The sequence below is a fragment of the Syntrophobotulus glycolicus DSM 8271 genome (assembly GCF_000190635.1).
GTDB lineage: Bacteria > Bacillota > Desulfitobacteriia > Desulfitobacteriales > Syntrophobotulaceae > Syntrophobotulus > Syntrophobotulus glycolicus.
Window position 1 is genome coordinate 336228 of the sequence record NC_015172.1, and the last position, 26047, is coordinate 362274.

Here is a 26047-nt window from a genome sequence, read left to right on the forward strand (position 1 = left end):
TATTTAAGACATACAGGTATAATACTTTTATTGAATGCTTGATTAGAGCGGGTTTGCCCGATTTGTTAAAATTGATTACGGGAGGGATGGAATTGACCTATAATATCCAGCCTGAACTTTCTGAAGAGGACTTTGAAGAGGTAATTGATTCCGTAGTCGATGATGAAGAGATGGTCGAACTGGCGAAAAACGGTGACTCAATTTCTCAAGAGTATCTGATCAACAAGTATAAGAACTTTGTTAGGGCTAAAGCCAGGTCGTATTTTCTAATCGGAGCTGACAGGGAGGATATTATACAGGAAGGTATGATCGGGCTGTATAAGGCTATCCGTGACTTCAGAGGGGACAAGTTGTCGTCTTTTCGAGCTTTTGCCGAGCTCTGTATTACCAGGCAAATCATTACAGCGATTAAAACAGCGACAAGGCAAAAGCATATTCCGCTTAATTCCTATGTATCTTTGAATAAACCTATCTATGATGAAGACTCGGACAGGACACTGCTTGACGTCATTTCGGGGACAAAGGTAACAGATCCTGAGGAATTAATCATCAGCAGAGAGGAATTCGATGATATTGAAGAAAAGATGGGGGAGATTCTCAGTTCTTTGGAATGGGAGGTCCTCATGGCTTACCTTGAGGGAAAATCATATCAGGAAATCGCCGTAGATTTGGACAGGCATGTTAAATCAATTGATAATGCGTTGCAGCGGGTGAAGAGAAAGCTGGAACGGTATCTGGAAAAGCGTGATTAGACAGGGGCGGCCAATCCATACATAGCGGCAGAAAAGCAGGTAATGGTTGGCTTTAGCAAATTCTTAAATATCTCAAAATTTGTTGTTGCATTATAGAAAGTTATTTGATATACTCTTTAAGTGTCGCCGACGCAAGCCGACGTAGCTCAATTGGTAGAGCAGCTGATTTGTAATCAGCAGGTTGCGGGTTCGAGTCCCATCGTCGGCTCCAGAAGTCTTATGGGTAGGTGGCCGAGTGGTTAAAGGCGGCAGACTGTAAATCTGTTCCGAAAGGTACGGTGGTTCGAATCCATCCCTACCCACCAAAGAAAATTTAACATCGCGGGGTGGAGCAGCGGTAGCTCGTCGGGCTCATAACCCGAAGGTCGTCAGTTCAAATCTGGCCCCCGCAACCAATCGTGTTTAAATCGCTGATAGCATTGATCTCAATCTTATCGTCAGCGATTTTTATATTTAAGATGTATTTATTCAGAATCTCTTTCATGCAGCCAGGTTCATCCATGACACGCCGGGCATCAGTCGATAATTCCTTAATCAGAAAATCCCGACTGACAGGCTTAGTGATGACAGGATACGTATTTTGAAGTTGCTGTTCTAACAGTTTTTTTCTCTTTTCCATATCTAGGGCTGCTTCCCGGACAGACTCAGAATCAAATCCATCTGCCAGTATGCGGGTTAAATTACCAATCTTGATAGTAAGACTTGTAATTTCTTTTTTGATCGATTCTAGGGCATTTTCACGCCCAGGAGAGGCCCCGAAATTTAAAATAGCATCTGCTGTCGCCTCGATTAGTTCGCCGTTTAATAGTTTATCTTTAAGAAGCATAACAACCAAGGTCTCAATTTCATCAGCAGAGATATTTTTGCAGGAGCATGTTCGGGTCCGCCGCTTATTAGCGCAGGTATAGAATTTATATTCATACCCTTTTTTATTAATAGTGGTCACACCAACAAAAGACCCGCCACAACTGGCGCATTTTAGAAGTCCTGACAGGAGATATTCCCGATTAATACGGCTCTTATTGAGCCTATTTTTTTTGTTCTCTTCCATACGCTTTTTCACCCTTCCCCAGGTTTCATCGTCAATAATTCTCGGGATTTTATTTTCAATAATAATCGCGTTCGGGTTCGGCTTCCCCCCGGCCCATTTGCGGAAAAATTTCATCTGTTTTTTATTCCAGGAGTAAACCCCAATATACCGTTCGTTTCGGAGGATTTCAAAAAGGGAATTAACTCCGATAGGCCGTCCACGCTTGCCAACAACTCCATTTTTTTTCATCTGATCAACGATATATGAATAACTCTTTCCCGCAGCATATAGGCGAAAAATGTCACGGACGGCTTCTGCCTCCCGTTCATTAACTACATATTTCTTTTCGACGTCAATATCATAGCCGAGCGGAGGGATGCCCCCGCAAAATCTCCCCTGCTCAGCAAGGGCGGCAATCGCATTCATGGTTTTTAATCTAGTTTGTAAAACATGATGTTGGCCGATACCAACAGTAATCAGTTCGGTAAGGAAATCTGAAGGATTTGTGATGTCTCCTAGCTTTTCCGTAGCGGATAAAACTGGCAGGCCCAGCGTTCTCATCTCCTTGCGGAAAGAAAACCAGTCAACCACGTCTCGGCTTCCTCGGGTCAGGTCATAAATGACTACAATATCAAATTGCCGCATCTTGGCACCTTCGACAAGACGGGCGAAATCCCCCCGGTCTAAATTCGTGCCTGTTTCACCTTCATCTTTAAACCAAGCCACAATATTGATGCCATAACCTAGGCAGAAATCAGCGATTTTTTTATACTGAACTTCTATTGTCGCAACATTGATATCTTTTCCTTTTCCCTTTTCGTTTTTCTTCTTCTTCGTGTCACTAAACCGTGCATAAGCAGCTGCGCGAAGGCCCCGCAGGACCTCCATATTTAAGCCGCCTTGACTGCCATAGAAAGAATTAAGGATATTGTTCATGTAATCACCTTTTTATAAATATCTCTTCGTTACTTCAACCAACTGTTGTTGTAATTTATAAACATCGTTAACATCAGAAACTTGAACCCTAACCGGGCGCTTACTTTCATCCGGGATCATGATACTTTTTTGTGCTGAATTAAGCGAAATACGACAAATCCACTTCAATTTGTTGTCATCAAGCAAGATTCCGAAATATGATTCCGTGTCTCTATGAAAAATTCTTGATGGATCAACAACATCTTTGAGGACGCTTTTAATTGCGAAGAAATACTCCAACTCCTCTAGAGTCGTTACTATTTTTGATCCTTGAGGCTCGGTTTCATTATGGACGGTCTCTATGGGCTCTACAGTTGGTGCCGCCTCCTGAACTGCCTTCTCTGACTGTCCTATAGCCGCTTTAATGCGGTCGTTCATAGTCTCATTAAGAAATTGATTGTAGGCACGTTTAACAATAACCCTGAATCTATCCACGGTAGCTTTTGTGCGCTTGCCGTCATAAACCTCACCCAGGATATATGTTACAAAATTATCTTCAAGATCATAGAGCTGTTTGGTCAATAAGGCCTTAATGAGACTAGAATATTTCAATTCAGATGCGGTATTGAAAACCGATTCAATATCCATCGCTGACTTATGGAATTTTTTTAATTCAGGAACCAATGATTCTTTGATGTCCAACAGATTCAATTCCATAAAAGGTTTTTCATCCATTTTGTTTGGCTCTTCCAAGTCGGTAAAAAATTTATAAATTAAACCGTTAGTTAAAATTCCAAACTTTGCCTTAGATGTTCCAAAATATCTAAATAACTGGGAACTGTGTTTATCTAAATTCTCTCCGCACCATTTTGCTTCTATCAAAATAATCGGGATGCCGTTCTGAAAAATTGCATAATCAACTTTTTCACCTTTTTTAATCCCCACGTCAGCGGTAAACTCTGGGACAAATTCCGTAGGATCAAAGATATCATATCCAAGTAGCTGAAAGAAAGGTAAAATCAAAGACGTTTTTGTTGCTTCCTCGGTGGCAATTTGATCTTTTAAATTTTCTACTCTTGATGCGAATTGTTTGAGCTGATCGATGAAATCCATGTTTATTCCTCCTCTTTGTTTCTTTTTTAATATGTAATAACTGTTCTCTTAAGCTTACCAATAATTCTTACGCTATAGTCCTCCTTTCCATCACAGACAATAGGCGGATAATCCGGATTCTCAGATTGCAAAACCAAAGTGTCACCAGTTTTATACACCTTTTTCAACACGGCCTGGTCATTAATTAGAACAGCAGCGATTTCTCCGTCATCAACATCGGGCTGCTGGCGAATAAGAAGCAGGTCACCATCCTGAATACGGGCATTTTTCATGCTATCTCCTTTGGCTCGGAGATAGAAGTACTCACCGCCGTTTAACCATGTTTCAGGAGTAGGTTCATAGCCTTCAATTTCTTCGTAAGCGAGAACACCGTTGCCACAGGAAATACGGCCCACGATGGGGAGAGAAACGAGGACATCGCGGGGTTCTGCTTCCGTTAACCCAAGTAATTGAATTGGGCTTACACCAAATATCGCTGAAAGTTTTTCAATTGTTGAGCGTTTTAAATTTTCGACTGAACCGGTTTCCCATTTATTAACTGCGGCCCTTTTGACTCCGATTAAATTTCCTAACTCTTCTTGGGTAAGACCCTTCTTTAGTCTTAGTTGTTTAATGAGATCCCCTGCGCCCATATCCGTTCTCCTTCCATTTCTTAGCAGTATCTTAATATTAACAATTATATCTAAAGTATGCAATAATTTTTTAAAAAATATAATAAAAAGATACAAGACGTATTGACCCCTAGATTTTATAATGATAAGATTTAAGTATCTTAAAAAGATACAGGCAGGAGAGGAGGGAAGGTATGAACTCAAATAAGTTGAAGGCCGCAATGGCTTTATATGGCGATACCGGCAATAGCCTGGCATCTGCTTTAAGCTTGTCTCCCCAAAGGTTTTCCAGCAAACTTAACGAAAAAAATGGAGCAGAATTTACCCAAAGGGAAATTCAAATAATGGCTGAAAGATACGCCCTCGATGCAACCGCAGTTTTTGATATTTTTTTTAACAAAAAAGTATCGTAAAAAGATACAAATCCGTTAAGGAGGGGAATCTAAGATGCCTAAAAATGAGCGAACAATAAGCATAACATATTCCGGACAGTCAACCATTGCCATAAATGAAATTGCTGAAATCCTAGCCCGGCATATTACTAACGGAGATCATGAAGGATACCTGCGGAAGGTTGCTGAGAAGAGAGGAGGTGAAGAATCCAAATGCAAAATTTAAGCCCAGCTTCTAACCATTCAGTCGGTTCAATTCTAGACAATATGATTGCGGCTCATGCAATGTTTTTAGAACTGAAGGAAAAGGGCCTTCTATCCTGCGGTACAGGCAACTTCATTCAGGTGACTGAAGACCTTTTCACCTTGATCCCGGGCGAAACGGTAAAAACGCCTCTACCGTCCGCAGACTTTCCATACCAGTACACAAAAAATTACAAGGGCGTTGAGTTCATCTATGTCGGGAGATAAGGGCCAATTTGAGAGGAGGTGAAGTAAAACGGACTGCTTAGAAATTACTGTGAGGTGCCCAGAAGCCGCCAACTGTATCAACATTTGCAGGGCAACGCCAGGGTGTAATCTTGACCAAGATTTTGATTTCTGCCTTCAATGCCCAGTTCACGGGTGTGAGAAGTACCCAGAAGGGTATGGACAAAAAGAGACCGCGCAATAAAGCACGGCCACCAAAAAAAACATTTCAAGATTATTGTACTGTCCGGTATACCGGGAGTCAAGAGGAGGGATTGGAGCAACATGAAAATCAAAGATGAAATCCTGGCGATACTTGCCGAATGCACCACAAGTGAAACTATCATCTATCTGCCGCAGGTCCAACTTGACCGCAAAACCTACGAGGTTGTAAACAAATGCCTGGAATCTATCGGTGGCAAATGGAACAGAAAAGCCAAGGGCCACATCGTAGACGGTGATGCCGCAGAGCTTTTGGATAATTTGGTTCTAACGGGTGAGACGACGGACCTTAAAAAGGAGTATCAATTTTTCCCAACGCCGCGCGAAATTGGAGTCCGCATGTGCGAAATGGCCGAGATAAACGAGCATAGCCAAGTTTTAGAACCATCCGCGGGTAATGGCAAGCTTATCGAGGCGATTTTAGCAGCGGGCCCGCGCAGCATTTATGCTGTTGAGCTAAATCCACAAATGGCTGAAGGCTTATGGAAATACAATGAAGACCCAGACGGTCCCGTTGTTGTGGTTGAACAAGGCGATTTCCTTAAACTCGGACTGGCCAACAAAATCAGAGTAAACCGCATAGTCATGAACCCGCCGTTTGCCAAACAGCAAGACATTGACCATATCTTCGAGGCGTTCAAGGTTCTTCATCCCGGCGGAATATTAGTTTCTGTTGTTAGCGAAAGTCCATTTTTTCGCACGAACCGCAAATCGGCAGAGTTTCGAGAATTCCTCGAAAAACACGATACTGAAATGGTTCAGCTGCCTGAAGGTGCCTTTAAAGAAAGTGGGACAATGGTCAGAACGAGGATTATTAAAATTCAAAAAGCTGGATAATGGCTAACCAGCAAGAAGAGGAGATTAGACCATGGATAAAATCAAGGGTTTCAAAGGATTTAATAAAAATTTGCAATGCACCCCTGCTGGTAAAACATTTCAATTTGAAATTGGGCAGGAGTACGAACATAAAGGCAAAGTAAGCGCCTGCAACAGCGGCTTCCATTTCTGCGAGGCTCCGCTTGATGTCTTCGGTTATTATGCGCCGGCAGACAGCCGTTACTGCGAGGTTGAGGGCTCTGGCCAAACTGACGGGGGTGGAGCTGACAGTAAAGTCGCTGTCTCTAAGCTCAAAATCGGTGCAGAAATAGGCATTCCTGGGCTTGTAAGGGCACAGATCGAATATGTCAAATCTCGCTGCACTACTGAGCATACCGATCCGGAAAAGGCCACGGCAGGGAATTACGGTGCAGCCACGGCAGGGGATAGCGGTGCAGCCACGGCAGGGAATTACGGTGCAGCCACGGCAGGATATCGCGGTGCAGCCACGGCAGGGGATAGCGGTGCAGCCACGGCAGGGGATAGCGGTGCAGCCACGGCAGGGGATAGCGGTGCAGCCACGGCAGGGGATAGCGGTGCAGCCACGGCAGGGAATTACGGTGCAGCCACGGCAGGGGATAGCGGTGCAGCCACGGCAGGGGATAGCGGTGCAGCCACGGCAGGGGATAGCGGTGCAGCCACGGCAGGGGATAGCGGTGCAGCCACGGCAGGGAATTACGGTGCAGCCACGGCAGGATATCGCGGTGCAGCCACGGCAGGGGATAGCGGTGCAGCCACGGCGCGCGGATCTGTAACCGTTGGTAAGGATGGCTCTGGCCTTGTGCGCGGAAATGGTATTAAAATCCGTGGCGGGCTTGGTGCGGTGCTGGTAATCGTTAACGAAAAGGCAGGCAGCTGCGATATCGCCGAATGGAAAACCGTTGTTGTCGATGGCGAAGAAATCAAAGCCGACACTTGGTATCGCCTCAAAGATGGGGAGGTTGTGGAAGCTGATGACGCACAAGAATAATATCATCCTGGCGATCACTGTTGTAATCCTTATCCTCTTACTTGCGGCCTGTGCAGGCCTGAGGGCCGATATTAACGATCTCAAAGACCAAGTTTCCATACAACAAGACCAGTTGTTAAACCTCTCGTATGACCAGAAATGGACGATGGAAACATTGGCAAACTGGCTGGAAGCATGGCAAACGAGTCAAATCAGCATTGACCAGGACTTATATTTACTCGCACAACTTGTCCATGCTGAGGCAGGCGGCGAACCTTTAGGCGGACAGATAGCAGTGGCAAATGTGGTCATGAATCGTGTTAAAAGTGATCAGTTTCCCGGCACAATCGCTGAAGTTATTTATCAGCCCGGACAATTCTGCACAACCAAATATTTGCACAACGTAGTACCAACAGAAGAAAATCTGGCAGCAGCACGGGAAGCTATGGGTGGATATACCCTAGTGAACGCCTTGTATTTTTGGAATCCCAAAGTCGCAATGTGTGAATGGATTAAGACCCGGAAGATTCTTAATACAATCGGCAATCATGCTTTCGGGGTGTAGGTTATGGAGATCATCAAAGATGTCAACTGCACAAAAGACACTCCGGTGATTTACGGGCATCTTGACGCCCCGATCTACGGCTCCGGTATGTGTGTTCAACCATTGGTTCCAGGTAAAACGAAACTGAGTATGAGAAGAAAAGCTTTCTTCCTGAACTGTTACCTCTTGAATCTTATTGTCGTTTTGTTTTCAGGCGGAAAAGACAGCACAGCAGCTTACTTTCGGCTCTTGGAGCTTGGTGTACCTAAAGAGAAGATTGAACTCTGGCACCATGATATCGATGGAGGACACCCAACTAGGCGCAGGGACTGGCCGGTTACTCCGGCATATGTCAAATCTTTTGCACAGGCTGAAGGCGTCCGTCTCCGAGTTAGCTGGCGAGTGAATGGTTTTTGGGGTGAGGTTTACTGGCTCGGCGCTTTCGGCGGGAGTGAAGGAGGGCCGTGCTGAAATGAACGGACAAACCTTAGCAAATAAAACCTCAAAGCAGCGGCCAGCAACAGATTTTTACCCGACGCCGCCAGAAGTCACAATTGCTCTACTGAGATATCTAAGGTTGCCTGAATCGACAGTAATCTGGGAACCGGCATGTGGCAAGGGTCATATGGCGGAAACCATGAAGGCAGTAGGATATCACGTGATTTCCAGCGATCTGAACGACTTCGGATATGGCATGACCGGTATGGATTACCTCAGTACCGAGATCGCATGGCACGACATGATTGACTGGATAATCACAAACCCGCCATTTAGCCAGTCGGTAGAATTCATAAAACAAGGCATCCATAACCGGAAACCTTTCGCACTGCTCCTAAAATCCCAATACTGGCACTCAAAAAGCAGGATGGACCTGTTCAATCAGTTTAGACCGAGAGCGGTGCTGCCGCTGACCTGGAGACCGGATTTCCTCTTCGGACAGAAGAGCGGAGCACCGACGATGGAGTGTTATTGGACAGTGTGGGACAGGCGGCCGGCGGAGAAAACGGTTTATGAGTTATTGGAAAAACCGAAATGAGAGGAGATAAAAAAATATGAAATCAACCGGAATCGTTCGTAAAGTTGACGAGTTCGGCAGAGTGGTCCTGCCGGCTGAAATCAGGCGAACGTTTAAGATTTGGGAGAAAGACCCTCTGGAAATCTATATCGATGAAGATAAAATCATCCTGAAAAAGTATACCCGGGGCTGCCATTGCTGCGGCTCCATGGAGGACCTGTCCGAGGTCCAGGGGCTGCCGCTGTGCTCGACTTGTATCGAGCGCTATCACAAAGCTATGACAATTTTGAGGAAGGAGGGTAAGGCTGTATGAGCATCAAGATTAACAAACTTGAAATCGAAAACGTAAAGCGAGTTAAGGCCGTCAAAATAGAGCCTACGGCTAACGGATTAACTATTGTTGGAGGCAAGAACAATCAGGGCAAAACTTCAGTTCTTGATTCTATTGCCTGGGCTTTGGGAGGGGAAAAATATCGTCCGTCAAATCCGGAGCGCACCGGATCAGTAATTCCTCCTTATCTCCACATAGTCCTATCTAACGGGCTGGTAGTAGAACGTAAGGGGAAAAACAGCGATCTAAAAGTCCTGGACCCCAACGGTCAAAAGGGCGGACAGCAACTTCTGAATGAGTTTGTGGGGCAGCTTGCGCTAGACCTGCCTAAATTTATGCAAGCCTCAAGCAAAGAAAAAGCTGACACTTTGCTCAAGATCATTGGAGTAGGAGACAAGCTCTATGAATTTGAACAGCAGGAAAAAGAACTTTATAACCGCCGGCTGACTATCGGCCAAATAGCAGACCAGAAAAAGAAATACGCTAAAGAACAGCCGTATTTCCAGGATGCGCCTAAAGAACTGGTTTCTGCGTCCGACCTGATTAAGCAACAGCAGGATATCCTGGCCCAGAATGGAGAGAACAACCGGAAACGGCAGAATCTTCAATTCCTCGAAGGCCAATCAGCCGACATCCAGCACAAAATAGATGAACTTCTGGAGAAACAGAGAGTCATTCTTGTTGATCTGGAAACGGCCAGGAAATCAGCACTTGATCTTCACGACGAATCCACCGAAGAACTTGAAAAGAACATCACCAATATTGAAGAGATAAACCGGAAAGTTCGAGCAAATTTAGATAAAGACAAAGCGGAAGAAGATGCTTTAGATTACTCGAATCAATATAATACGCTCACCGGACAGATTGAAAATATCCGGCAATCCAAAGTTGATTTGCTCAAAGGAGCTGATCTCCCGCTCCCTGGACTGTCAGTTGTGGAGGGAGAGCTCACTTATGACGGCTATAAATGGGATAACATGTCAGGATCTGATCAACTTAAAGTTTCTACGGCAATCGTTCGGAAGCTGAATCCTAAATGCGGGTTTGTCCTGTTGGATAAATTGGAGCAGATGGATCTGGATTCCCTTCAGGAATTTGGCCAGTGGTTAGAAGCAGAAGGCTTACAGGCTATTGCTACTCGTGTTTCAACTGGTGAAGAATGCTCAATTCTCATCGAGGATGGTTATATCAAAGGACAGGAGCAGGAGACACAGACACAAGAAGAGGCCGCAGCTACAGAAGCAACTGCATGGCAGAAAGGAGTATTTTAATGCAAATTACAAGAGGTAAGATTCAAAGTGCTCAAAAGGTTGTGGCTTATGGCCCTGAAGGAATCGGAAAATCAACTTTTGCCGCCCAGTTCCCCAACCCAGTATTTATCGATACCGAAGGCAGCACAAAGCATATGGACGTGGCCCGGACACCGAGGCCCAGCAGCTGGACTATGCTCATAGAGCAGGTAAAGTATTTTAAAGCACATCCCCAAGAGTGCAATACCCTGGTGCTCGATACCGCAGATTGGGCCGAACAACTTTGTATCAATGAAATCTGTTCAAAATCACAAAAAAACGGGATTGAGGATTTTGGCTATGGCAAGGGATACGTTTACTTGGCAGAAGAATTCGGACGCCTATTAAACCTTTTGGAAGAGCTCGTTGAACTCGGAATAAATATCGTATTTACGGCTCACGCTCAAATGAGAAAGTTTGAACAGCCCGACGAAATGGGTGCCTATGATCGCTGGGAAATGAAATTACAGAAAAAGACCGCACCGCTTCTGCGCGAGTGGTCCGATATGCTTCTGTTCGCGAATTACGAAACATTTGTTATCAATGTAGATGGACAGGGTGTGGCTAAAGGTAAAAATAAGGCCCAGGGCGGTAAGCGTGTTATGTATACGACCCATCACTCCTGTTGGGATGCAAAAAACAGGCATGACTTGCCGGACAAAACCGATCTAAATTATGCTGCGATCGCTCACTGCATTCCTACAAGAGATGCTTCAGTTCCAATTCAGAAAAATGCTTATTTAGAAGATACAAAACCTATTGAGCAACCGGTCAAGGCTGAGGAGCAGAAAAAAGTGACTGAAACAGTTTCGGCAACAACCGTTAAGCCACAAGAAGAGCAATTGAAAATAGATTTATCAGGTATCCCCCAGCAGCTGGCCGACCTCATGGCAGCTAATCAGATAACTCAGGAGGAAATCCAGCAGGCTGTTGCCAGCAAAGGATATTATCCCCAAAATACACCGATTCAGAATTATGATCCGGATTTTATTTCTGGCGTTTTGGTAGGCGCATGGTCACAGGTATTCCAAATGATCAAAGATTTCCGTGATGATGTGCCGTTTTAAAAAATAGAAGAGGGGAACAGAGATTATGAGCAATGAAGGTTATGAATTGAATTGGGATTCACAAATTGAGAATGATGGACCTGAATTTACAATATTACCTGAAGGTGATTATGATTTTGTAGTTACCGAATTCGAAAGAGCCAGGCATAACGGAAGCGACAAGCTTCCGCCTTGCTGGAAGGCAGTTGTCCATATCAGGATTCAAGGGCCTGAAGGCATTGCAATTATTAGACACAATCTTTTTCTACATTCAATTACTGAAGGTATGCTTTGCGCTTTTTTCAGTGCAATTGGTCAGCGCAAAAAAGGCGAAAAAATCAGTATGGATTGGGGAACTGTTGTAGGTTCTAAGGGTAAAGCAAAAATCGGTATTCGCAAATGGAAAAACGATGAAGGCCGTGAGTTTACCTCCAATGAGGTCAAGAAATTCTATGAACATACTCCTCAAAAAGGGTTTGAAGCTGGGAGGTTTTAAGCTTGGAGCTAAGGCCATATCAAAGTGAAGCAAAAGAGGCAATCCAAAATGAATGGCGACAAGGTTTACTTAAAACCTTGTTAGTACTGCCGACAGGTACCGGTAAAACAATCGTGTTTTCTAAACTGACAGAGGATTGTGTTCGTGACGGTGAGAGGGTCTTAATCCTCGCTCACCGGGGTGAGCTCCTTGACCAAGCCGCTGATAAACTCAGTAAGTCTACAGGACTGGGATGCGCCGTCGAAAAGGCTGAAGAGTCATGTCTAGGGAGTTGGTTTCGGGTAGTTGTCGGCAGCGTCCAGTCTCTTATGCGTGAGAAACGCTTGAGTCAATTCTCACGGGATTACTTTGATACCATCATCGTAGATGAAGCCCATCACGCCATATCTGATAGCTACTTGCGGGTATTAAATCATTTCAATAAAGCAAAAGTCCTCGGGGTTACGGCCACGCCGGATAGGGGCGATATGCGGAATCTTGGTTCATTTTTTGAAAGTCTGGCCTATGAGTATACTTTGCCAAAAGCAATTAAGGATAGCTACTTATCACCGATTAAAGCTCAGACAATCCCCTTAAAACTCGACCTGACTGGCGTTTCCCTTGCTCAGGGCGATTTTAAGGCATCAGACTTGGGGTCAGCGTTAGATCCTTACCTACACCAGATCGCCGATGAAATGGCAAAGGTGTGCCTGGATCGTAAAACAGTCGTATTTCTGCCACTGATCAAGACTAGCCAGAAGTTTACACAGATATTAAGAGAAAAGGGTTTCCGCGCTGCTGAAGTCAATGGAGAAAGTGCTGATCGCGAGCGGCTCCTGAAAGACTTTGATGCCGGCTCCTATGATGTCTTGTGTAACTCGATGCTTCTGACTGAGGGCTGGGACTGCCCGTCTGTAGATTGCATTGTTGTCCTGAGACCCACGAAGATCCGCAGTCTCTATTGTCAGATGGTGGGCCGCGGTACCCGGTTGTTCCCAGGTAAGGAATATCTGCTTCTGCTTGATTTCCTTTGGCACACCGAGCGCCATGAGCTCTGCCATCCTGCCCATCTGATTTGTGAGAGCGAAGAAGTAGCCAAGAAAATGACAGAGAATATTGAAGAAGCCGGTTGCCCAGTAGACTTAGAGGCAGCTGAAAAACAAGCCTCAGAAGATGTTATAGCTGCCAGGGAAGAAGCCCTGGCGAAACAACTTCAGGAAATGCGCAATCGCAAACGTAAGCTTGTGGATCCGCTGCAGTTTGAAATGAGTATTCAGGCTGAAGATTTAGCAAATTACATTCCGGCTTTCGGATGGGAAATGGGACCACCGTCAGATAAACAGGTTCAGACCCTTGAGAAGCTGGGAATATTCCCTGACCAGATTGAAAGCGCTGGCAAAGCTGCCAAGTTGCTTGATCGTTTAGATAAAAGAAGATCTGAAGGATTAACAACACCAAAACAGATCCGCTTTTTAGAAGGGCGAGGTTTTAGAAATGTCGGCACTTGGGAATTTGAAGGAACAAAAAGACTTATAGACCGAATTGCTGCAAATGGATGGAAGGTTCCGAACGATATCAATCCCGCTGAATTCAAGCCGGAATCCCAGCCATCTGTAGGCTTTGAATGGGGTGCATAAATTGATTAAAGATTTAACAGGAGAACGTTTTGGCAAATTAATTGTTTTAAATCGTGCGCTTTCAAATTCCAAGAGCGGTAATGCTCGCTGGACATGTCGCTGTGATTGCGGAAGTTTTACAACAGTTACTGGAAGTAAACTCATTAATAAACATACAACAAGTTGCGGTTGTAATAAGCGAACTGCCAATGGCCATTCAACTGAAAGACTTTTTAGGATTTGGAATGGTATGAAAAGAAGATGTTTAAACGAGAAGAGTGATAATTATAAGTGGTATGGCGGCCGCGGAATATCGATTTGTTCAGAATGGGATGAATATGAAGCTTTCCGGTCTTGGGCAATAAAAGCCGGATACTCAGATGCTTTAACAATTGATCGAATTAATCCAAATGGAAATTACACACCCGAGAATTGCAAATGGGTCGATATTAAAGCACAAGCAAACAATAGAAACAATAATCACATCTTAAAACTAAACGGAGAAACATATACAATTTCACAATTTGCTGAAAAATACAGAATATCTTACTGGACGGTTGTAAATAGGCTAAAGCTTGGGTGGGACTTAGAGCGAATAATTAGAACGCCTGAAAGGAGCGTGGATTGTCTTGGATGATTCCCATAACCTTTTGGATCTCCTAAAGCATATTGATCCCGCTCAGCTTGATTATGCCACATGGCTATCCGTCGGCATGGCTCTAAAGGAAGCAGGTTATACTGCCGCAGACTGGGATGAATGGAGCCGACGGGACATCGGCCGGTACCATGCCGGCGAATGCTTCCGGAAATGGGACAGCTTCCGCGGCGCCTCTACTCCGGTTACTGCCGGCACGATTGTAGCACTGGCCAAAGATCATGGATGGCGGCCGGAACGGGATATTGGATATGAACTGGGATGGGATTCGACCATTGGCGGGAAAGACGATCTGGTGGTAATTCAAAAAGGATGGTTGGAGGGCAGGGAAGTTGCTGAGCCGGATTCTTGGGACCACGTCGGCCAACTGGTCAAATATCTGGAAATCCTTTTCGAAGCGTCTGAAAATGTCGGTTATGTGACCGAGAGCTGGGAAAAGGACGGCAAATACTTGCCCACTAAGGGTAATTGGGACCGGACTGCTGGCGAACTCATCCAGCAATTTAATAAATGCAAGGATGATATCGGCGCCGTCCTGGGCGATTATAAACTTGAGGCGGGGGCCTGGATACGCTTTAACCCCCTAGATGGCAAAGGCTGCAAAAACGAGAACGTTACCGAATTCCGATATGCTCTGGTTGAGTCGGACGACATGAACATTGACCAACAGAACGCTATTATTCGCGAGTTGGAACTGCCGGTGGCTTGCCTGGTGCATTCCGGAGGAAAGAGCCTCCACGCTATTACAAGAATTGACGCTGCCAATTATGACGAATACCGCAAACGGGTTGATTACCTTTACACCGTCCTAAAAAAGAATGGGATGAACGTGGATACCCAGAACAAAAACCCTTCCCGGCTCTCCCGGATGCCAGGCGTAATGCGTAATGGCCACAAACAATTCCTGATTGATACCAATATCGGAAAAGAGAGTTGGAAAGACTGGCAAGAGTGGATTGAAGGCATCAATGATGATCTGCCGGAGCCGGAAAGCCTGACCAGTGTCTGGGATGATCTGCCGGAGTTGGCGCCACCGCTCATTGATAGCGTGCTTCGCCAGGGTCATAAGATGCTCATGGCTGGACCATCGAAGGCCGGAAAATCGTTTGCCTTAATTGAGTTATGTTGTGCCATCGCTGAAGGCCGTAGATGGTTTAACTGGCCGTGTACACAAGGAAAAGTGATGTATGTCAATCTGGAGTTAGACAGGGCAAGTTGTTTGCATCGGTTTAGGGATGTTTATACCGCATTGGGTTGGCAACCAAAGAATCTCAATAATATTGATATCTGGAATTTACGTGGTAAATCTGTCCCTATGGACAAGTTGGCGCCGAAATTGATTCGCCGGGCGGCCAAGAAAAACTATATCGCGATCATTATTGACCCAATTTATAAAGTAATTACCGGCGATGAAAATAGCGCAGACCAGATGGCACACTTCTGCAATCAGTTTGACCGAGTTTGCACTGATCTGGGGGCAGCCGTGATCTATTGCCACCATCACAGTAAAGGAAGTCAGGGTAATAAGCGCAGCATGGACCGAGCATCAGGTTCCGGGGTGTTTGCTCGGGACCCGGATGCGCTGCTGGATCTGATCGAGTTGGAACTGAATGAGAACATACTGAAGCAAGAAGAGAATAAAGCCATTGCTCATGTATGTAAGGAATGGCTGAATAAGCACGTAAAGGACTGGGAAGATCACGTATCTCAGGATCATTTATGCTCTGAAAAAGACATGCTGGAAGCGTGCAGGAAGCTCCTGGAGACCGAAACCCATTATGCTATGCAGAAGGATGTTGAAGCAGCCAGGAAGGCAATCAAGCAACGGACAGCTTGGAGAATTGACGGTACCTTGAGAGAATTCCCCAAGTTCCCGCCGGTTAACCTTTGGTTTAATTATCCCATTCATTATGTGGATGATGTCGGCAGCTTGCAGGATATAGAAGCTGAAGGGGAAGCGCCGCCGTGGCAGAAGGCCACTGAAAAAAGAAAGTATAGAGCGAAAAAGGATCGTAGGAATAAGGCACAAGAATTCGATGACGCTGTAAAAAGCTGCAATATGGGCGAACCTCCGACGATAAATAACCTTATCGAATGGTTTTCGTCTACCGGAAAGACCGTAGCTGAAAGAACAATCCGAGATTGGATTAAGACTTTCGGGTATGAAATAGACCGCAATAACGGAAATACAATCGTGAAAAAAGATGCGGGGGGAACATAAAAATATGGTCGCTGCAACATTATTCAAAATTGCGGGGATACCATTAAATTATGATCACCGCAGAATTGCGGATACCATAAAAACATGGTCACCGCCCCGCAATAAAAAACTGCGGGGGAACCATAAAAACATGGTCACCGCCGCGGCGGCGGGGAAACCTATATATACTACGTATATATATATCGCCGTTCCGCCGCCGCTTACGCGACGTCACGTATGCGAAGGCGAAGGGGACCGCGATAGATGACGCGGTTCCCCCCTGCCCCTGCATACATGACAGTGACAAACGCAAAATTCAAAACAAAAACCCAAATGTAAAAATTTGGAGGATGGAAATAGATGATTTGTAAATTTTGCAATGAGGAAATGGAACTCGATTCGAATAGCGGAATGGAATACAACGAAACTCATATTTACGCCTGCGATTGTGGAGCAAGTTGCATTGTTCATGAAAACGGAGAAGAAGATGCTTGGGAAGAAGGCGGGGAAGATGCGTACTGAATTTTTTATACCGATGGCCAAGGTTCCAACTGCAACCCATCAGGAAAAGAAAGTGAACTGGGAAACAAGGACTTTCTATGAGCCAGACAACGTAAAAGCAGCCAGGATAAAGATTCGAGCACATCTGGCCAAACACGTCCCGGAAAAGAAATATACCGGCCCTGTCCGGCTGCTGACAAAGTGGTGCTTCCTGGTAACAGGTAAGCATAAGAACGGGGAATACAGGACCAGCCGACCAGATACCGACAACCTGCAAAAAATGCTCAAGGATGTTATGACGACTCTTGATTACTGGACCGATGACGCACTGGTGGCCAGTGAAATCATTGAAAAGTTTTGGGCAGATATCCCGGGAATCTATATAGCGATCGAAGAGCTCTAAAGGTTGGTGATGATATGGCAGTCCAGGAGACATTATGGGGAGAGCCGGTACAGATGCCGGAACAAGGAAATTACAAGGGTGATCCCAGGGCTGATTTGAGAACAGATAGCCAGTATTGGCAAAGGTTACTTTTGAACTGCTGGCACATGGAAAAGGATTTGTATTATATCCTCCATGGGGTTCGATGTGGAGGTGGAGAGTTAATACTTACCAGTAACAGCTTGATGTTACGCCCAGGTGAATGGAGCGAAAAGAAATGGGATGAGATTAAGCAAGAAGAGCTTGTCCCTTATCGTGAAAAGTTAATTGAGGTCCTTAGAGTATCAAGAGTTATGAGTATAACTGATGAGATGGTGCCGGCAGGATGGTAAAAATGGAGTTGGAGTAATGCCAAATGAAAACTATTGAAATTGTCGAAAAAGAGTACTTGCCTGAACAGCAGAAGCTTCTTGATATTTTTCGCCAGCATGGGCAAAGCGCTATGCCAGAGCTTCCGGTAGTCTTTAAAATTCCGGATATTCCAAACAAGGTGAAGACTCATATCAACCGGGTACCATGCAAGACTCTCAGTAAGCGGCAAGGCTACATGATCATCGCTATGGAGGTTGTTGATTTCGTTCGGCTTATGGTTAAAAGCGGTATTGAGATGAAGATAAGCGACAAAGAAAATGGAGGGAAACAACGATAATGAGTGAGTTTGAACGGCTGACGAAAATTTGGAAAGATGAAGGGTATCCATTAAGCACGGGAGCAAGTGGTTATTACGCAAGATCAGAAACAGGATATCCTATTCACGGAAATATTGTTGATCGTCTTGCCCAATACGAAGACCTCGGAAGCCCGGAAGAGGTGGCCAAGCTTGCCAAGGCCAAAGAAGAGGGTAGGCTGATAGTATTGCCTGTTCCTATCGGAGGCTCTATATACGTTCCATTCCGCTATCAAGATCTGGACAATAACATAGACGAAGGTGTGGAAGAGTTGCACTTATCCGGTTATTGCAAAGAAGGCGAGCGGGAATTTTATATGACTTATGATGATTCAGGCACAAATGATATTGAGCCTTGCGAGGTATACATTACCAAAGAGGAGGCCGAACAAGCATTGAAGGTTAAGGGGGCAGAGCAATGCCGATAGGTAAAGCGATTTTATTATCAATCATTTTGACGATTGTCCTTTTAGTCATGTTAGATTCGATCAAGCAAGAATAGATAAGACCAAGGAGGAGCGTATGACAAAAAAACTTGCACCAGAGGTTTTAAAAATAATCGAGACAGCAGTAAACAAGGCTGCCAAAGAGAGCGTGGGCAAAGCCGTAGAGTATAGGCCGGATGAACGGAATTTTTTCCGGGAAACTGAAATTTTGCTTTATAACTATCCCGCCTTGAAACTAAAAGTCGCCCAGGATGAAGAGTTTTTGTATAACCCAGAAGCGCAGACCGACCCGCCGGCAAAATCAAAGGACATTGTTTATGGCGCGATTCGTGGGGGTCACGGCCTGGACATCGACCAATACACCAAAGGAGTTAAGTCCAGCATGATGCGAACTAGGCAGGAAGTGTTGCGGGTTGAGAGGGCATTGGAGACGATCAGAGATGATCAGTATTACGGCATTATTCCGTTTAAGTACTGGGATGGAATGACGATGGAGGAGATAGCCGGAAAATTTGAGTGCGACGAAAGAACACTTTACAGGCAAAAAAACAGGTTGGTTAATAAAATTAAGATCATGCTGTTTGGTGCTGATGCTTTAAAATAGAAATGTCAAAAACGTGTCAGTTTCGTGTCAGAAACGTGTCATTGTTAAGGGGTTTTTGACCTGTTATAATTGCTACAATGCGAAAGTTATGTTAAAGAGAGGTGGCCGGGCATGAACAATAAAGACTTAATCAATCTAATTGAAATTATTCTCTGTGCACTGGCATGCCCGCTGATATTGCCGGCTGTCATAGAAAATCAAACAAAGTAAGGTGCAATATATAAACGAGTTTAGAGCCGAAAGGCTCTTTTCTTTATGCCATTTTTTAGGAGGCGAGTAACCGTGGCATTAACAGCAAAGCAAAAGCGTTTCGTGGATGAGTATTTGGCTGATGATGAGCTAAATGCCACGAGAGCCTATAAAGCTGCTTATCCCAAAGTTAAAAGTGATGAGACAGCCGCAGTAAATGCAAGTAGACTGCTAGGAAATGCTAAGGTCATAGCCTATCTGCGCGAACGCATGAAAGACCGGCAAAAGCGGACCGAGATCACCCAGGACATGGTTTTACAGCGCTGGTGGGATATTGCCACTGCGGACCCGAACGAGATTATTCACCTTCGCCGCTTATGCTGCCGTCATTGCTTCGGCATCGGCCATCAGTATCAGTGGCGCGATGAAGAAGAGTATCAGCAGGCAGTACTGTCTGCGATAGCGTTTGCAAAGGCTGAGGATAAAGAACCCGCTATTCCGTCCGACGTCGGGGGCTATGGCTTTGATAAACTCCTTAAACCTCATCCGAAATGCCCGTACTGTCAAGGGGAAGGTATTCCGGATCTCCATATTGCTGACACCAGGGAGCTAGGGGTAAAAGCCAAATCACTTTATGCCGGGATAAAGCAAACGTCAGCAGGGATTGAGATCAAATTCAGAGACCAGGATAAAGCGCTGGAGAATGTGGCACGGCATCTTGGGATGTTTAATGACAAACTTGAGCTATCCGGCCAGGTCAACACCAACAGTGATAAGCTTGACGCCATTCTGGAACAGTTAAAAGACGATGGCTGAACAGTTCCTGCTTTCTCCGAAGTATAAGGCCTTCCTGCGGCATAACGCGCCAGTAGAGTTTCTGGAGGGCACCACCGCCGCCGGAAAAACGACAGTTGGTATTTTTAAGTTCATGCTCAAGGTGGCCGAGTCACCAAAGAAGATTCACATCCTGTCCGGCCTTGATCTGGGTACCGTCGAAAAGAATATTATCAACAAAGACCTGGGTATCTTAGACATCTTCGGGCCGCTTGTGCAGTATAATGCATCTGGTAGAGGACAGCACAGCCTCCCGCATTTGGCCTATAAAGATAAAATCATCTACGTCCTAGGGTATGATAATAAAACTCGGTGGAAAAAGGCACTTGGAGGCCAATATGGCTGCCTGTACATCGACGAAATTAACATTGCTGATATGGAATATGTCCGAGAAGCTTCCATGCGGTGTGACTATCTACTCGCTACACTCAATCCAGACGATCCGGGATTACCGGTTTATGAGGAATACATCAACCATAGCCGACCGCTTCCAGAATACGAGAAGGACGCGCCAGACGAATTGAATCAAATGCTTTGTGAAGAACCAAAACCCGGTTGGGTCCATTGGTTCTTTTCTTTTGAGCATAACGCCGGGCTGACCGAGGAGAAAAAGGCTCAGATCATCGGGAATGTGCCCGAGGGGACAAAACTACACAAGAACAAGATTCAGGGACTTAGGGGCCGCGCTACGGGGCTTATATTCAATCTGCGTAAGGAAAATATAATCACGCCGAAACAGGCTAAGGAGTTTAAGTTTAATCTGTTCTCCTGCGGTGTTGACACCTCATACAGCCGGTTGTCCGATGATACGTTTTCATTCAGTTTTACGGGCCTAACTGTATGTCGGAAAAAGATCACGTTAGCGGAGGCCGTTTATAACAATAAAGATCGGGAAAATCCGATCACGCCGTCAGATATTCCGCTGCTACTCGTAAAGTTTCTAGAGCAGTCCCGGGCAGGCTGGGGTTTTGCCCGAAATGTGTTCATCGATAGTGCTGATCAAGGCACGATACTGGAGTGCCAGAAATACAAAAGGGCAAATGGTTCTCCGTATCTCTTCCAGGGGGCTTGGAAGAAGATGGAGGTTATAGACCGTATAAACCTGGAATCAGGCTGGCTTGCTCACGAGGATTCCTTGATTGTAGGCACCTGTAAGGAACACATCAGAGAGCTGAACCTGTACAGCTGGAAAGAGGATAAGGATGAACCGGAAGACCGGAACGACCACTGCGTAAATGCGGATCAGTACAGCTGGTTGCCCTTTAAAGATAAAATTGGAAAGGTGGTGAAACCTTGAACATAAGATTGATTATCGACCTGCTGAACCGAGAAAAACAGTACAATCTTTCGCCGGAATACTATTTCAAAGTTGATATCTGGCGAGATTGGTGGCGGGGCTTCCACAAACCTTTTCATGAGTTCCGGGAGCTGGCCGGGGATAAGATGACAACGCGCAAGCTCTTTACTCTCAAAATGGCAAAGAAGGTTTGCGAGGACTGGGCGGCCATCCTGCTTAACGAGAAAACGGAAATTGCGATTGATGATAGAGCCTCTTCTGAGTTCCTTCAGGGGAAGGACGGTACCGGTGGCGTATTTGGTGAGAATGATTTCTGGCAGCTTGGCAATGCACTGGTCGAGAAAGGATTTTACAGCGGCACCGGCGCTTTTATTGTGAAGCTTGATGGGATGAAGCTGCAAGGCCAGAGTGTCGTCAAGAGTCCGGAGGCCAAATTACGTATTGATTACCTGACCGCGCATAACATTGTTCCGCTGACGATTAGGCACGGCAGGATTACAGAGGCCGCTTTTGCGTCGGAAGTGCTGGAGCGAGGCAAGAAATTCATTTACCTGGAAACGCACGAGCTGACCGAGAAGGGGTACAGGATCACGAACAGGTATTTCAAGGCTGATGACGGGATACTGTCAGAGCAATCTCTGCCTCCAGGCATACTTCCCGAGGTAAACACAGGCTCAGACATTCCGCTGTTTGCAATCTTCAGCCCGAACATCGTCAACACCTTCCCGAACACAAACGGACTGGGGATGAGTATTTATGCTCACGCTATAGATAATCTGATGGGCGTTGACTTGGCTTTTAACAACTTCTGCCGGGATTTTAGGCTGGGAGGTAAAAAGGTATTTTACTCTGAGGCTCTGGTGCGCACCGACCCGGACGGAAATAAAATCACTCCTGATGATGTTATGCAGCAACTCTTTTCCGTTGTGGGTGAACTGCCGCTCCGAGAAGACGGCAAAAACTCTCTCATGACCGAATACAACCCTGACCTGCGGGTGCAAGCGAACACAGACGGCTTACAGTCTCAGCTTGACTATTTATCGTTCAAGGTAGGTTTTGGCACAAAGCATTATCAGTTCAATGCCGGCCAGATCGTTACAGCCACACAGTACACCGGTGATAAGCAGGAGCTTATCCAGAATGCCAGTAAGCATTATATTGTCATTGAAAAAGCACTGAAGCAGCTCGTAAAGGCTATCTTGTGGGCGGGGAAGGAAATCCTCGGTCAGCCGGTAAACCCGAACGCAGAGGTGACTGTCAACTTTGAGGACAGTTATATCATTGACAAAGAATCGGAGCGCCTGCGCGATCTTCAGGAGATTCGTGACGGTCTAATGCAAAAGTGGGAATACCGCGTTAAGTGGAAAGGTGAGGATGAGGAGACAGCTAAGAAGATGGTTGCGCAGGAACCATCTGATGATGAGCTGATGGGCTTTAGAGGGGGTGCATGATTTGGAATTGTCTAGGATGGCTAAGCGGTGCCGTCAATGCCGATATCGGAATACTTGCGAGAATAAGGAGACGGAAGCACTGGCTTATATGCAGGATACTGTTGTGGCGCCAGCATCCGCTGCCTTAACAGAGTTGGCAAGTGCTGAAATAACGGTCAAGCATGACTATAGAAACATCTATATCGACAAAGATACTAGCGTCACAATTGACCTTGAGGAATTAAAAGAGCAGATGAGACAAGACTTTTACAAGAGCATTGGGCTCGGCGTTGTATTAGGCGGGTGATTTCTAATGCTCAAGCCCAAGTATCTGGAGCAGCTTCCCGATAACATGGTTGAACTGTACAGCCATGCTGAAATGGATATCCTGGCCGACATGGCTCGGCGGATCAGCACTTACGATTACTTCATTCCGGCAGCCCAGTGGCAATATAAAAAGCTGATTGAAATGGGTAACTACCATAACTCCGTCGTTCAGACCCTGTCAGCTCTGACCGGAAAAACGACAGAAGAAATCAGGTTCCTGATGCAGGAAGCCGGACAAAAGGCTCTGGCATTCGATGATTCTATCTACAGGAAAGCAGGACTTGATCCTCCGCCGCTTTCATCTTCGCCGGCGCTGCGTGATGTCCTAATGACCGGAGTCCAAAAGACAAACGGACTCTTTGAAAACTTGACCAGTACAACGGCCAATACCTCCTCGAAGCAGTTTGAAAATGCTTTGGATCAGGCGTATATGCAAATTACATCCGGGGCCTTTGATTACAATACCGCGATTCGAAATACAATAAAGGGCCTGGCGGAAAAGGGAATCGCCTCAATCGAGTACCCGACTGGACGAGTTGCGTACATTGAGACTGCTGTCCGACGGGCGACGATTACCGGAGTAAACCAGACTGCTTTAAAACTCCAGGATGCGAGAGCGGATGAAATGGGGTGCGATCTTGTTGAAACAAGCGCTCATGCCGGCGCCCGGCCAAGTCATGCGGCATGGCAGGGTAAGGTATTCAGCCGGTCCGGAACGCATCGGAAGTATCCGGATTTTGTAAAGTCAACAGGGTATGGCACTGGTCCAGGTCTTGGTGGCTGGTATTGCCGACATTCATGGTTCCCGTTTTTCGAGGGACTGAGCTCAGCCGCTTACGACAAGGAAGATCTTACCGAGATGAACGCCAGAAATATTGATTACAACGGCGATAAGCTGACGGAATATGAAGCGTCTCAGAAGCAGCGACATATCGAACGCCAAATACGGAAGTGGAAAAGGGAGTATGTCGGGATGGAAGCTGCAGGGCAGCCAACGGAAGAAGCTGCCGCAAAGATATCCCAATGGCAGCGCACGCAGAAGGATTTCCTGGAGCAGACAGGGCTGAAGCGCCAGGGTGATCGAGAGCAGATTGCCGGTTTTGGAAAGAGTGATGCGGCAAAAGCGAGAGCCAAAGCGCGCAAGGCAGCTGCGGGCGTTGTAAATACAGGTAAGAGTGGTATAATGGTATCAGGAATGGCTCCTGTTCCTTCAGCCGGTGGAAGTTTTTCGATACTTGATGCCAATGGGTACCGGGAGCTGCGTAAAACTGCCGGTAAAATCTCAAAAGCAGACCTGCATACGATATGGGATCACAGTAATGGTTATATTCAGACGGGGAACAGCTGGACTATTAATGCAGCAATGCGCAGCGGAACAGTCAATAAACTTCCGACGGAAACCAAAAAAACTATTCAGGTGCTGCGTTCTGTAATTGATAACAACGTAACGGATCGGGACTTCATGGCAGTACGTTTTGCAGATAATAATTATCTCGATGCGGTGTTTGGACCTCAATTTATAAAAACAACTGCCGCAAAGACGGCGCAGGCTTTGAAAGACAATTGTATCGGGCAGATCATTGAAGAAAAATCATTTGTTTCAGTCAGCCTGGATGAAAAGAAAAATGTTTTCAGAGGAAAAGATGTAAAGCTAAAGCTGGAGATTCCCGATGGTGCGAACATCTATGTCAGCTCAAACTTTCAAGAGAGCGAAGGGATCATGAAAGACGGCCTTCGATATGTTTTGAGGGATGTAGAATATCTAAATGGCCAAGTCGAACTCACAGTAAGAGCAATACTTTAGGGGGTGGTAGTGTGAATGATAAGCAATTGGCACAAGAACGGTTTGTTGCCAGTGATGGCATTGGGCACGGGATCTCTCAATGCATGAGGTGCAATAATTTTAAAGAGTTTAATTGCTTAGTCATGCCGCCGTCAGAATCCGGAAAATATATGAGCAACAAGGAAGATTGCCCACGAATAGATTTTAAGGAAATCCAAAGATAAAAACACCACCAGTCAAGCTGATTAGGTGGTGTTTTTATAGCCCATGCGTCATGAAGCGCTGACGTTAAACAGGCTTATTTTTTATTGCCCAAATTGGCTTACCCGTAAGCCTAAAAGAGCGGGACGGCAGGTGACGGCGACCACCTAAAACGCCTAGCCGGGGAAAGGATGCAACATGAAAACGGAATTTTTGGAAGGTTTACTCAAAGAGGGCGGCGTCCCGGATGATAAGATCAAGGGCTTGATCGATAAGGTTATGGCTGAGAACGGCAAAGACGTCGAGGCTGAGAAGATCAAAACTACTGCCGAGACGGGCAAGCTCACTACCGCGGAGAATACCATCAAAAGCCTTCAAGAGGCCGCGAAAAAATTTGATGGTGTGGATGTCGAGAAACTTCGGAAAGACTTCGTGGATCTGGAACAGAAGTATAACGATGATACGAAGGCGCATAAGGCTGAGCTTGATAAGCTCTCTTATACTTCAGCTGCCGAGAAGTTCATTGATTCCCTGAAACCCAAAGACAGCTTGTCCAGAAGTGCAATTCTATCCGAGTTTACCAAAAAGGAATTCAAGCTCGACGGCGATACCTTCCAGGGCGCTAAGGAGTGGGCGGAAACCTTCAAAAAGGATAACGCTTCCCACTTCACGGATGGCGAAGACGGAACATCGACCTCCGTATCATCTGGAGGCGGACACGGCGACCCGCTTGCAGGCGACGTCGATAAATTTGTTGCCGCAGCAATGAAAGGCGCAGGAATTGCGTCGGAAAAACAATAAAGGAGAATTTGAAAAATGCCAAACAG

General features: G+C 45.8%; 31 protein-coding genes and 3 tRNA genes. 31 read left to right on the forward strand and 3 right to left on the reverse strand.

Going from position 1 to position 26047, the window contains the following annotated elements:
* Positions 1-92 precede the first annotated feature (92 nt).
* The 4 genes from sigH to SGLY_RS01645 all read left to right on the forward strand — a co-directional run bounded on the left by sigH (position 93) and on the right by SGLY_RS01645 (position 1147).
* Complete coding sequence (gene sigH, locus SGLY_RS01630) at positions 93-752, forward strand: RNA polymerase sporulation sigma factor SigH (RefSeq protein WP_041444539.1); 660 nt, start codon at positions 93-95, stop codon at positions 750-752.
* A gap of 135 nt (positions 753-887) precedes the next feature.
* Positions 888-963 (forward strand) — tRNA-Thr (locus SGLY_RS01635).
* A gap of 10 nt (positions 964-973) precedes the next feature.
* A tRNA-Tyr gene (locus SGLY_RS01640) sits at positions 974-1057 on the forward strand.
* Positions 1058-1072: 15 nt separating this feature from the next.
* A tRNA-Met gene (locus SGLY_RS01645) sits at positions 1073-1147 on the forward strand.
* Here the strand turns inward: SGLY_RS01645 and SGLY_RS17345 are convergent.
* Genes SGLY_RS17345 through SGLY_RS01655 form a run of 3 tightly spaced genes read right to left on the reverse strand, consistent with a single transcriptional unit; the run spans position 1126 to position 4442 of the window.
* Positions 1126-2718, reverse strand: a complete 1593-nt coding sequence (locus SGLY_RS17345) for a recombinase family protein (RefSeq protein ID WP_013623546.1) — start codon at positions 2716-2718, stop codon at positions 1126-1128. The genes SGLY_RS01645 and SGLY_RS17345 overlap by 22 nt on opposite strands.
* 12 nt (positions 2719-2730) lie before the next feature.
* Entirely contained in the window at positions 2731-3810 is a 1080-nt protein-coding gene (locus SGLY_RS01650) for a type I restriction endonuclease (protein ID WP_013623547.1), read from the reverse strand.
* 26 nt (positions 3811-3836) lie between these two features.
* Positions 3837-4442: a LexA family protein gene (locus SGLY_RS01655; protein WP_013623548.1), complete on the reverse strand. Its 606-nt coding sequence runs from the start codon at positions 4440-4442 to the stop codon at positions 3837-3839.
* Positions 4443-4615: 173 nt separating this feature from the next.
* On the opposite strand from SGLY_RS01655, the gene SGLY_RS01660 reads away from it, so the two are divergent.
* The 27 genes from SGLY_RS01660 (at position 4616) to SGLY_RS01795 (ending at position 26021) form a co-directional block, all read left to right on the forward strand.
* Entirely contained in the window at positions 4616-4834 is a 219-nt protein-coding gene (locus SGLY_RS01660; protein ID WP_013623549.1) for a hypothetical protein, read from the forward strand.
* 34 nt (positions 4835-4868) lie between these two features.
* A complete protein-coding gene (locus tag SGLY_RS18010; RefSeq protein ID WP_013623550.1) occupies positions 4869-5039 on the forward strand; it encodes a hypothetical protein in 171 nt (56 codons plus the stop codon).
* Positions 5027-5284 carry a hypothetical protein gene (locus tag SGLY_RS01665; RefSeq protein ID WP_013623551.1) on the forward strand — a complete coding sequence of 86 codons (258 nt, stop codon included), beginning with the start codon at positions 5027-5029 and terminating at the stop codon, positions 5282-5284. Before SGLY_RS18010 ends, SGLY_RS01665 begins: the two co-directional genes overlap by 13 nt.
* A gap of 282 nt (positions 5285-5566) precedes the next feature.
* Positions 5567-6340, forward strand: a complete 774-nt coding sequence (locus SGLY_RS01675; protein ID WP_013623552.1) for a DNA methyltransferase family protein — start codon at positions 5567-5569, stop codon at positions 6338-6340.
* A 31-nt stretch (positions 6341-6371) separates the two neighbouring features.
* On the forward strand, positions 6372-7349 hold the full coding sequence (locus tag SGLY_RS18015) for a DUF7666 domain-containing protein (RefSeq protein WP_013623553.1): 978 nt from the start codon (positions 6372-6374) through the stop codon (positions 7347-7349).
* Positions 7333-7893, forward strand: coding sequence for a cell wall hydrolase (locus SGLY_RS16915; RefSeq protein ID WP_013623554.1), 561 nt, complete (start codon positions 7333-7335; stop codon positions 7891-7893). Before SGLY_RS18015 ends, SGLY_RS16915 begins: the two co-directional genes overlap by 17 nt.
* Before the next feature lie 3 nt (positions 7894-7896).
* Positions 7897-8343, forward strand: coding sequence for an adenine nucleotide alpha hydrolase family protein (locus SGLY_RS01690; protein ID WP_041444542.1), 447 nt, complete (start codon positions 7897-7899; stop codon positions 8341-8343).
* Position 8344: 1 nt separating this feature from the next.
* On the forward strand, positions 8345-8908 hold the full coding sequence (locus SGLY_RS01695; protein ID WP_013623555.1) for a DNA methyltransferase family protein: 564 nt from the start codon (positions 8345-8347) through the stop codon (positions 8906-8908).
* A gap of 16 nt (positions 8909-8924) precedes the next feature.
* Positions 8925-9200, forward strand: coding sequence for an AbrB/MazE/SpoVT family DNA-binding domain-containing protein (locus tag SGLY_RS01700; RefSeq protein ID WP_013623556.1), 276 nt, complete (start codon positions 8925-8927; stop codon positions 9198-9200).
* Entirely contained in the window at positions 9197-10489 is a 1293-nt protein-coding gene (locus SGLY_RS01705; RefSeq protein ID WP_013623557.1) for an AAA family ATPase, read from the forward strand. The genes SGLY_RS01700 and SGLY_RS01705 overlap by 4 nt, the downstream gene beginning before the upstream one ends.
* A complete protein-coding gene (locus tag SGLY_RS01710; RefSeq protein ID WP_013623558.1) occupies positions 10489-11574 on the forward strand; it encodes an ATP-binding protein in 1086 nt (361 codons plus the stop codon). The genes SGLY_RS01705 and SGLY_RS01710 overlap by 1 nt, the downstream gene beginning before the upstream one ends.
* A gap of 25 nt (positions 11575-11599) precedes the next feature.
* Complete coding sequence (locus tag SGLY_RS01715; RefSeq protein ID WP_013623559.1) at positions 11600-12049, forward strand: hypothetical protein; 450 nt, start codon at positions 11600-11602, stop codon at positions 12047-12049.
* 2 nt (positions 12050-12051) lie between these two features.
* Positions 12052-13665, forward strand: a complete 1614-nt coding sequence (locus tag SGLY_RS01720; RefSeq protein WP_013623560.1) for a DEAD/DEAH box helicase — start codon at positions 12052-12054, stop codon at positions 13663-13665.
* A complete protein-coding gene (locus SGLY_RS01725) occupies positions 13658-14281 on the forward strand; it encodes a hypothetical protein (protein WP_148228162.1) in 624 nt (207 codons plus the stop codon). Before SGLY_RS01720 ends, SGLY_RS01725 begins: the two co-directional genes overlap by 8 nt.
* Positions 14274-16520 carry an AAA family ATPase gene (locus tag SGLY_RS01730; protein ID WP_013623562.1) on the forward strand — a complete coding sequence of 749 codons (2247 nt, stop codon included), beginning with the start codon at positions 14274-14276 and terminating at the stop codon, positions 16518-16520. Before SGLY_RS01725 ends, SGLY_RS01730 begins: the two co-directional genes overlap by 8 nt.
* A 339-nt stretch (positions 16521-16859) precedes the next feature.
* Positions 16860-17021 (forward strand): hypothetical protein, encoded by a 162-nt coding sequence (locus tag SGLY_RS18020; protein WP_013623564.1) that lies wholly within the window; start codon positions 16860-16862, stop codon positions 17019-17021.
* A complete protein-coding gene (locus SGLY_RS01740; protein WP_013623565.1) occupies positions 17011-17403 on the forward strand; it encodes a RusA family crossover junction endodeoxyribonuclease in 393 nt (130 codons plus the stop codon). The genes SGLY_RS18020 and SGLY_RS01740 overlap by 11 nt, the downstream gene beginning before the upstream one ends.
* A 53-nt stretch (positions 17404-17456) precedes the next feature.
* Entirely contained in the window at positions 17457-17774 is a 318-nt protein-coding gene (locus tag SGLY_RS01745) for a hypothetical protein (protein WP_052298589.1), read from the forward strand.
* A 23-nt stretch (positions 17775-17797) separates the two neighbouring features.
* Positions 17798-18091: a hypothetical protein gene (locus tag SGLY_RS01750; protein ID WP_013623567.1), complete on the forward strand. Its 294-nt coding sequence runs from the start codon at positions 17798-17800 to the stop codon at positions 18089-18091.
* Entirely contained in the window at positions 18091-18537 is a 447-nt protein-coding gene (locus tag SGLY_RS01755; RefSeq protein WP_013623568.1) for a hypothetical protein, read from the forward strand. Before SGLY_RS01750 ends, SGLY_RS01755 begins: the two co-directional genes overlap by 1 nt.
* Positions 18538-18631: 94 nt before the next feature.
* The gene (locus SGLY_RS01760) at positions 18632-19159 is read left to right on the forward strand and encodes a sigma-70 RNA polymerase sigma factor region 4 domain-containing protein (RefSeq protein WP_013623569.1); all 528 of its coding nucleotides are present in this window, start codon (positions 18632-18634) and stop codon (positions 19157-19159) included.
* 282 nt (positions 19160-19441) lie between these two features.
* Positions 19442-20164: a terminase small subunit gene (locus SGLY_RS01765; RefSeq protein ID WP_013623571.1), complete on the forward strand. Its 723-nt coding sequence runs from the start codon at positions 19442-19444 to the stop codon at positions 20162-20164.
* Complete coding sequence (locus SGLY_RS01770; RefSeq protein WP_013623572.1) at positions 20157-21479, forward strand: terminase; 1323 nt, start codon at positions 20157-20159, stop codon at positions 21477-21479. The genes SGLY_RS01765 and SGLY_RS01770 overlap by 8 nt, the downstream gene beginning before the upstream one ends.
* Positions 21476-22930: a phage portal protein gene (locus SGLY_RS01775; RefSeq protein WP_013623573.1), complete on the forward strand. Its 1455-nt coding sequence runs from the start codon at positions 21476-21478 to the stop codon at positions 22928-22930. The genes SGLY_RS01770 and SGLY_RS01775 overlap by 4 nt, the downstream gene beginning before the upstream one ends.
* 1 nt (position 22931) lies before the next feature.
* A complete protein-coding gene (locus SGLY_RS01780) occupies positions 22932-23216 on the forward strand; it encodes a hypothetical protein (RefSeq protein ID WP_013623574.1) in 285 nt (94 codons plus the stop codon).
* Positions 23217-23222: 6 nt separating this feature from the next.
* Entirely contained in the window at positions 23223-25040 is a 1818-nt protein-coding gene (locus SGLY_RS16920; RefSeq protein WP_013623575.1) for a phage minor capsid protein, read from the forward strand.
* Positions 25041-25418: 378 nt separating this feature from the next.
* The gene (locus SGLY_RS01795; protein ID WP_013623576.1) at positions 25419-26021 is read left to right on the forward strand and encodes a phage scaffolding protein; all 603 of its coding nucleotides are present in this window, start codon (positions 25419-25421) and stop codon (positions 26019-26021) included.
* Positions 26022-26047 lie beyond the last annotated feature (26 nt).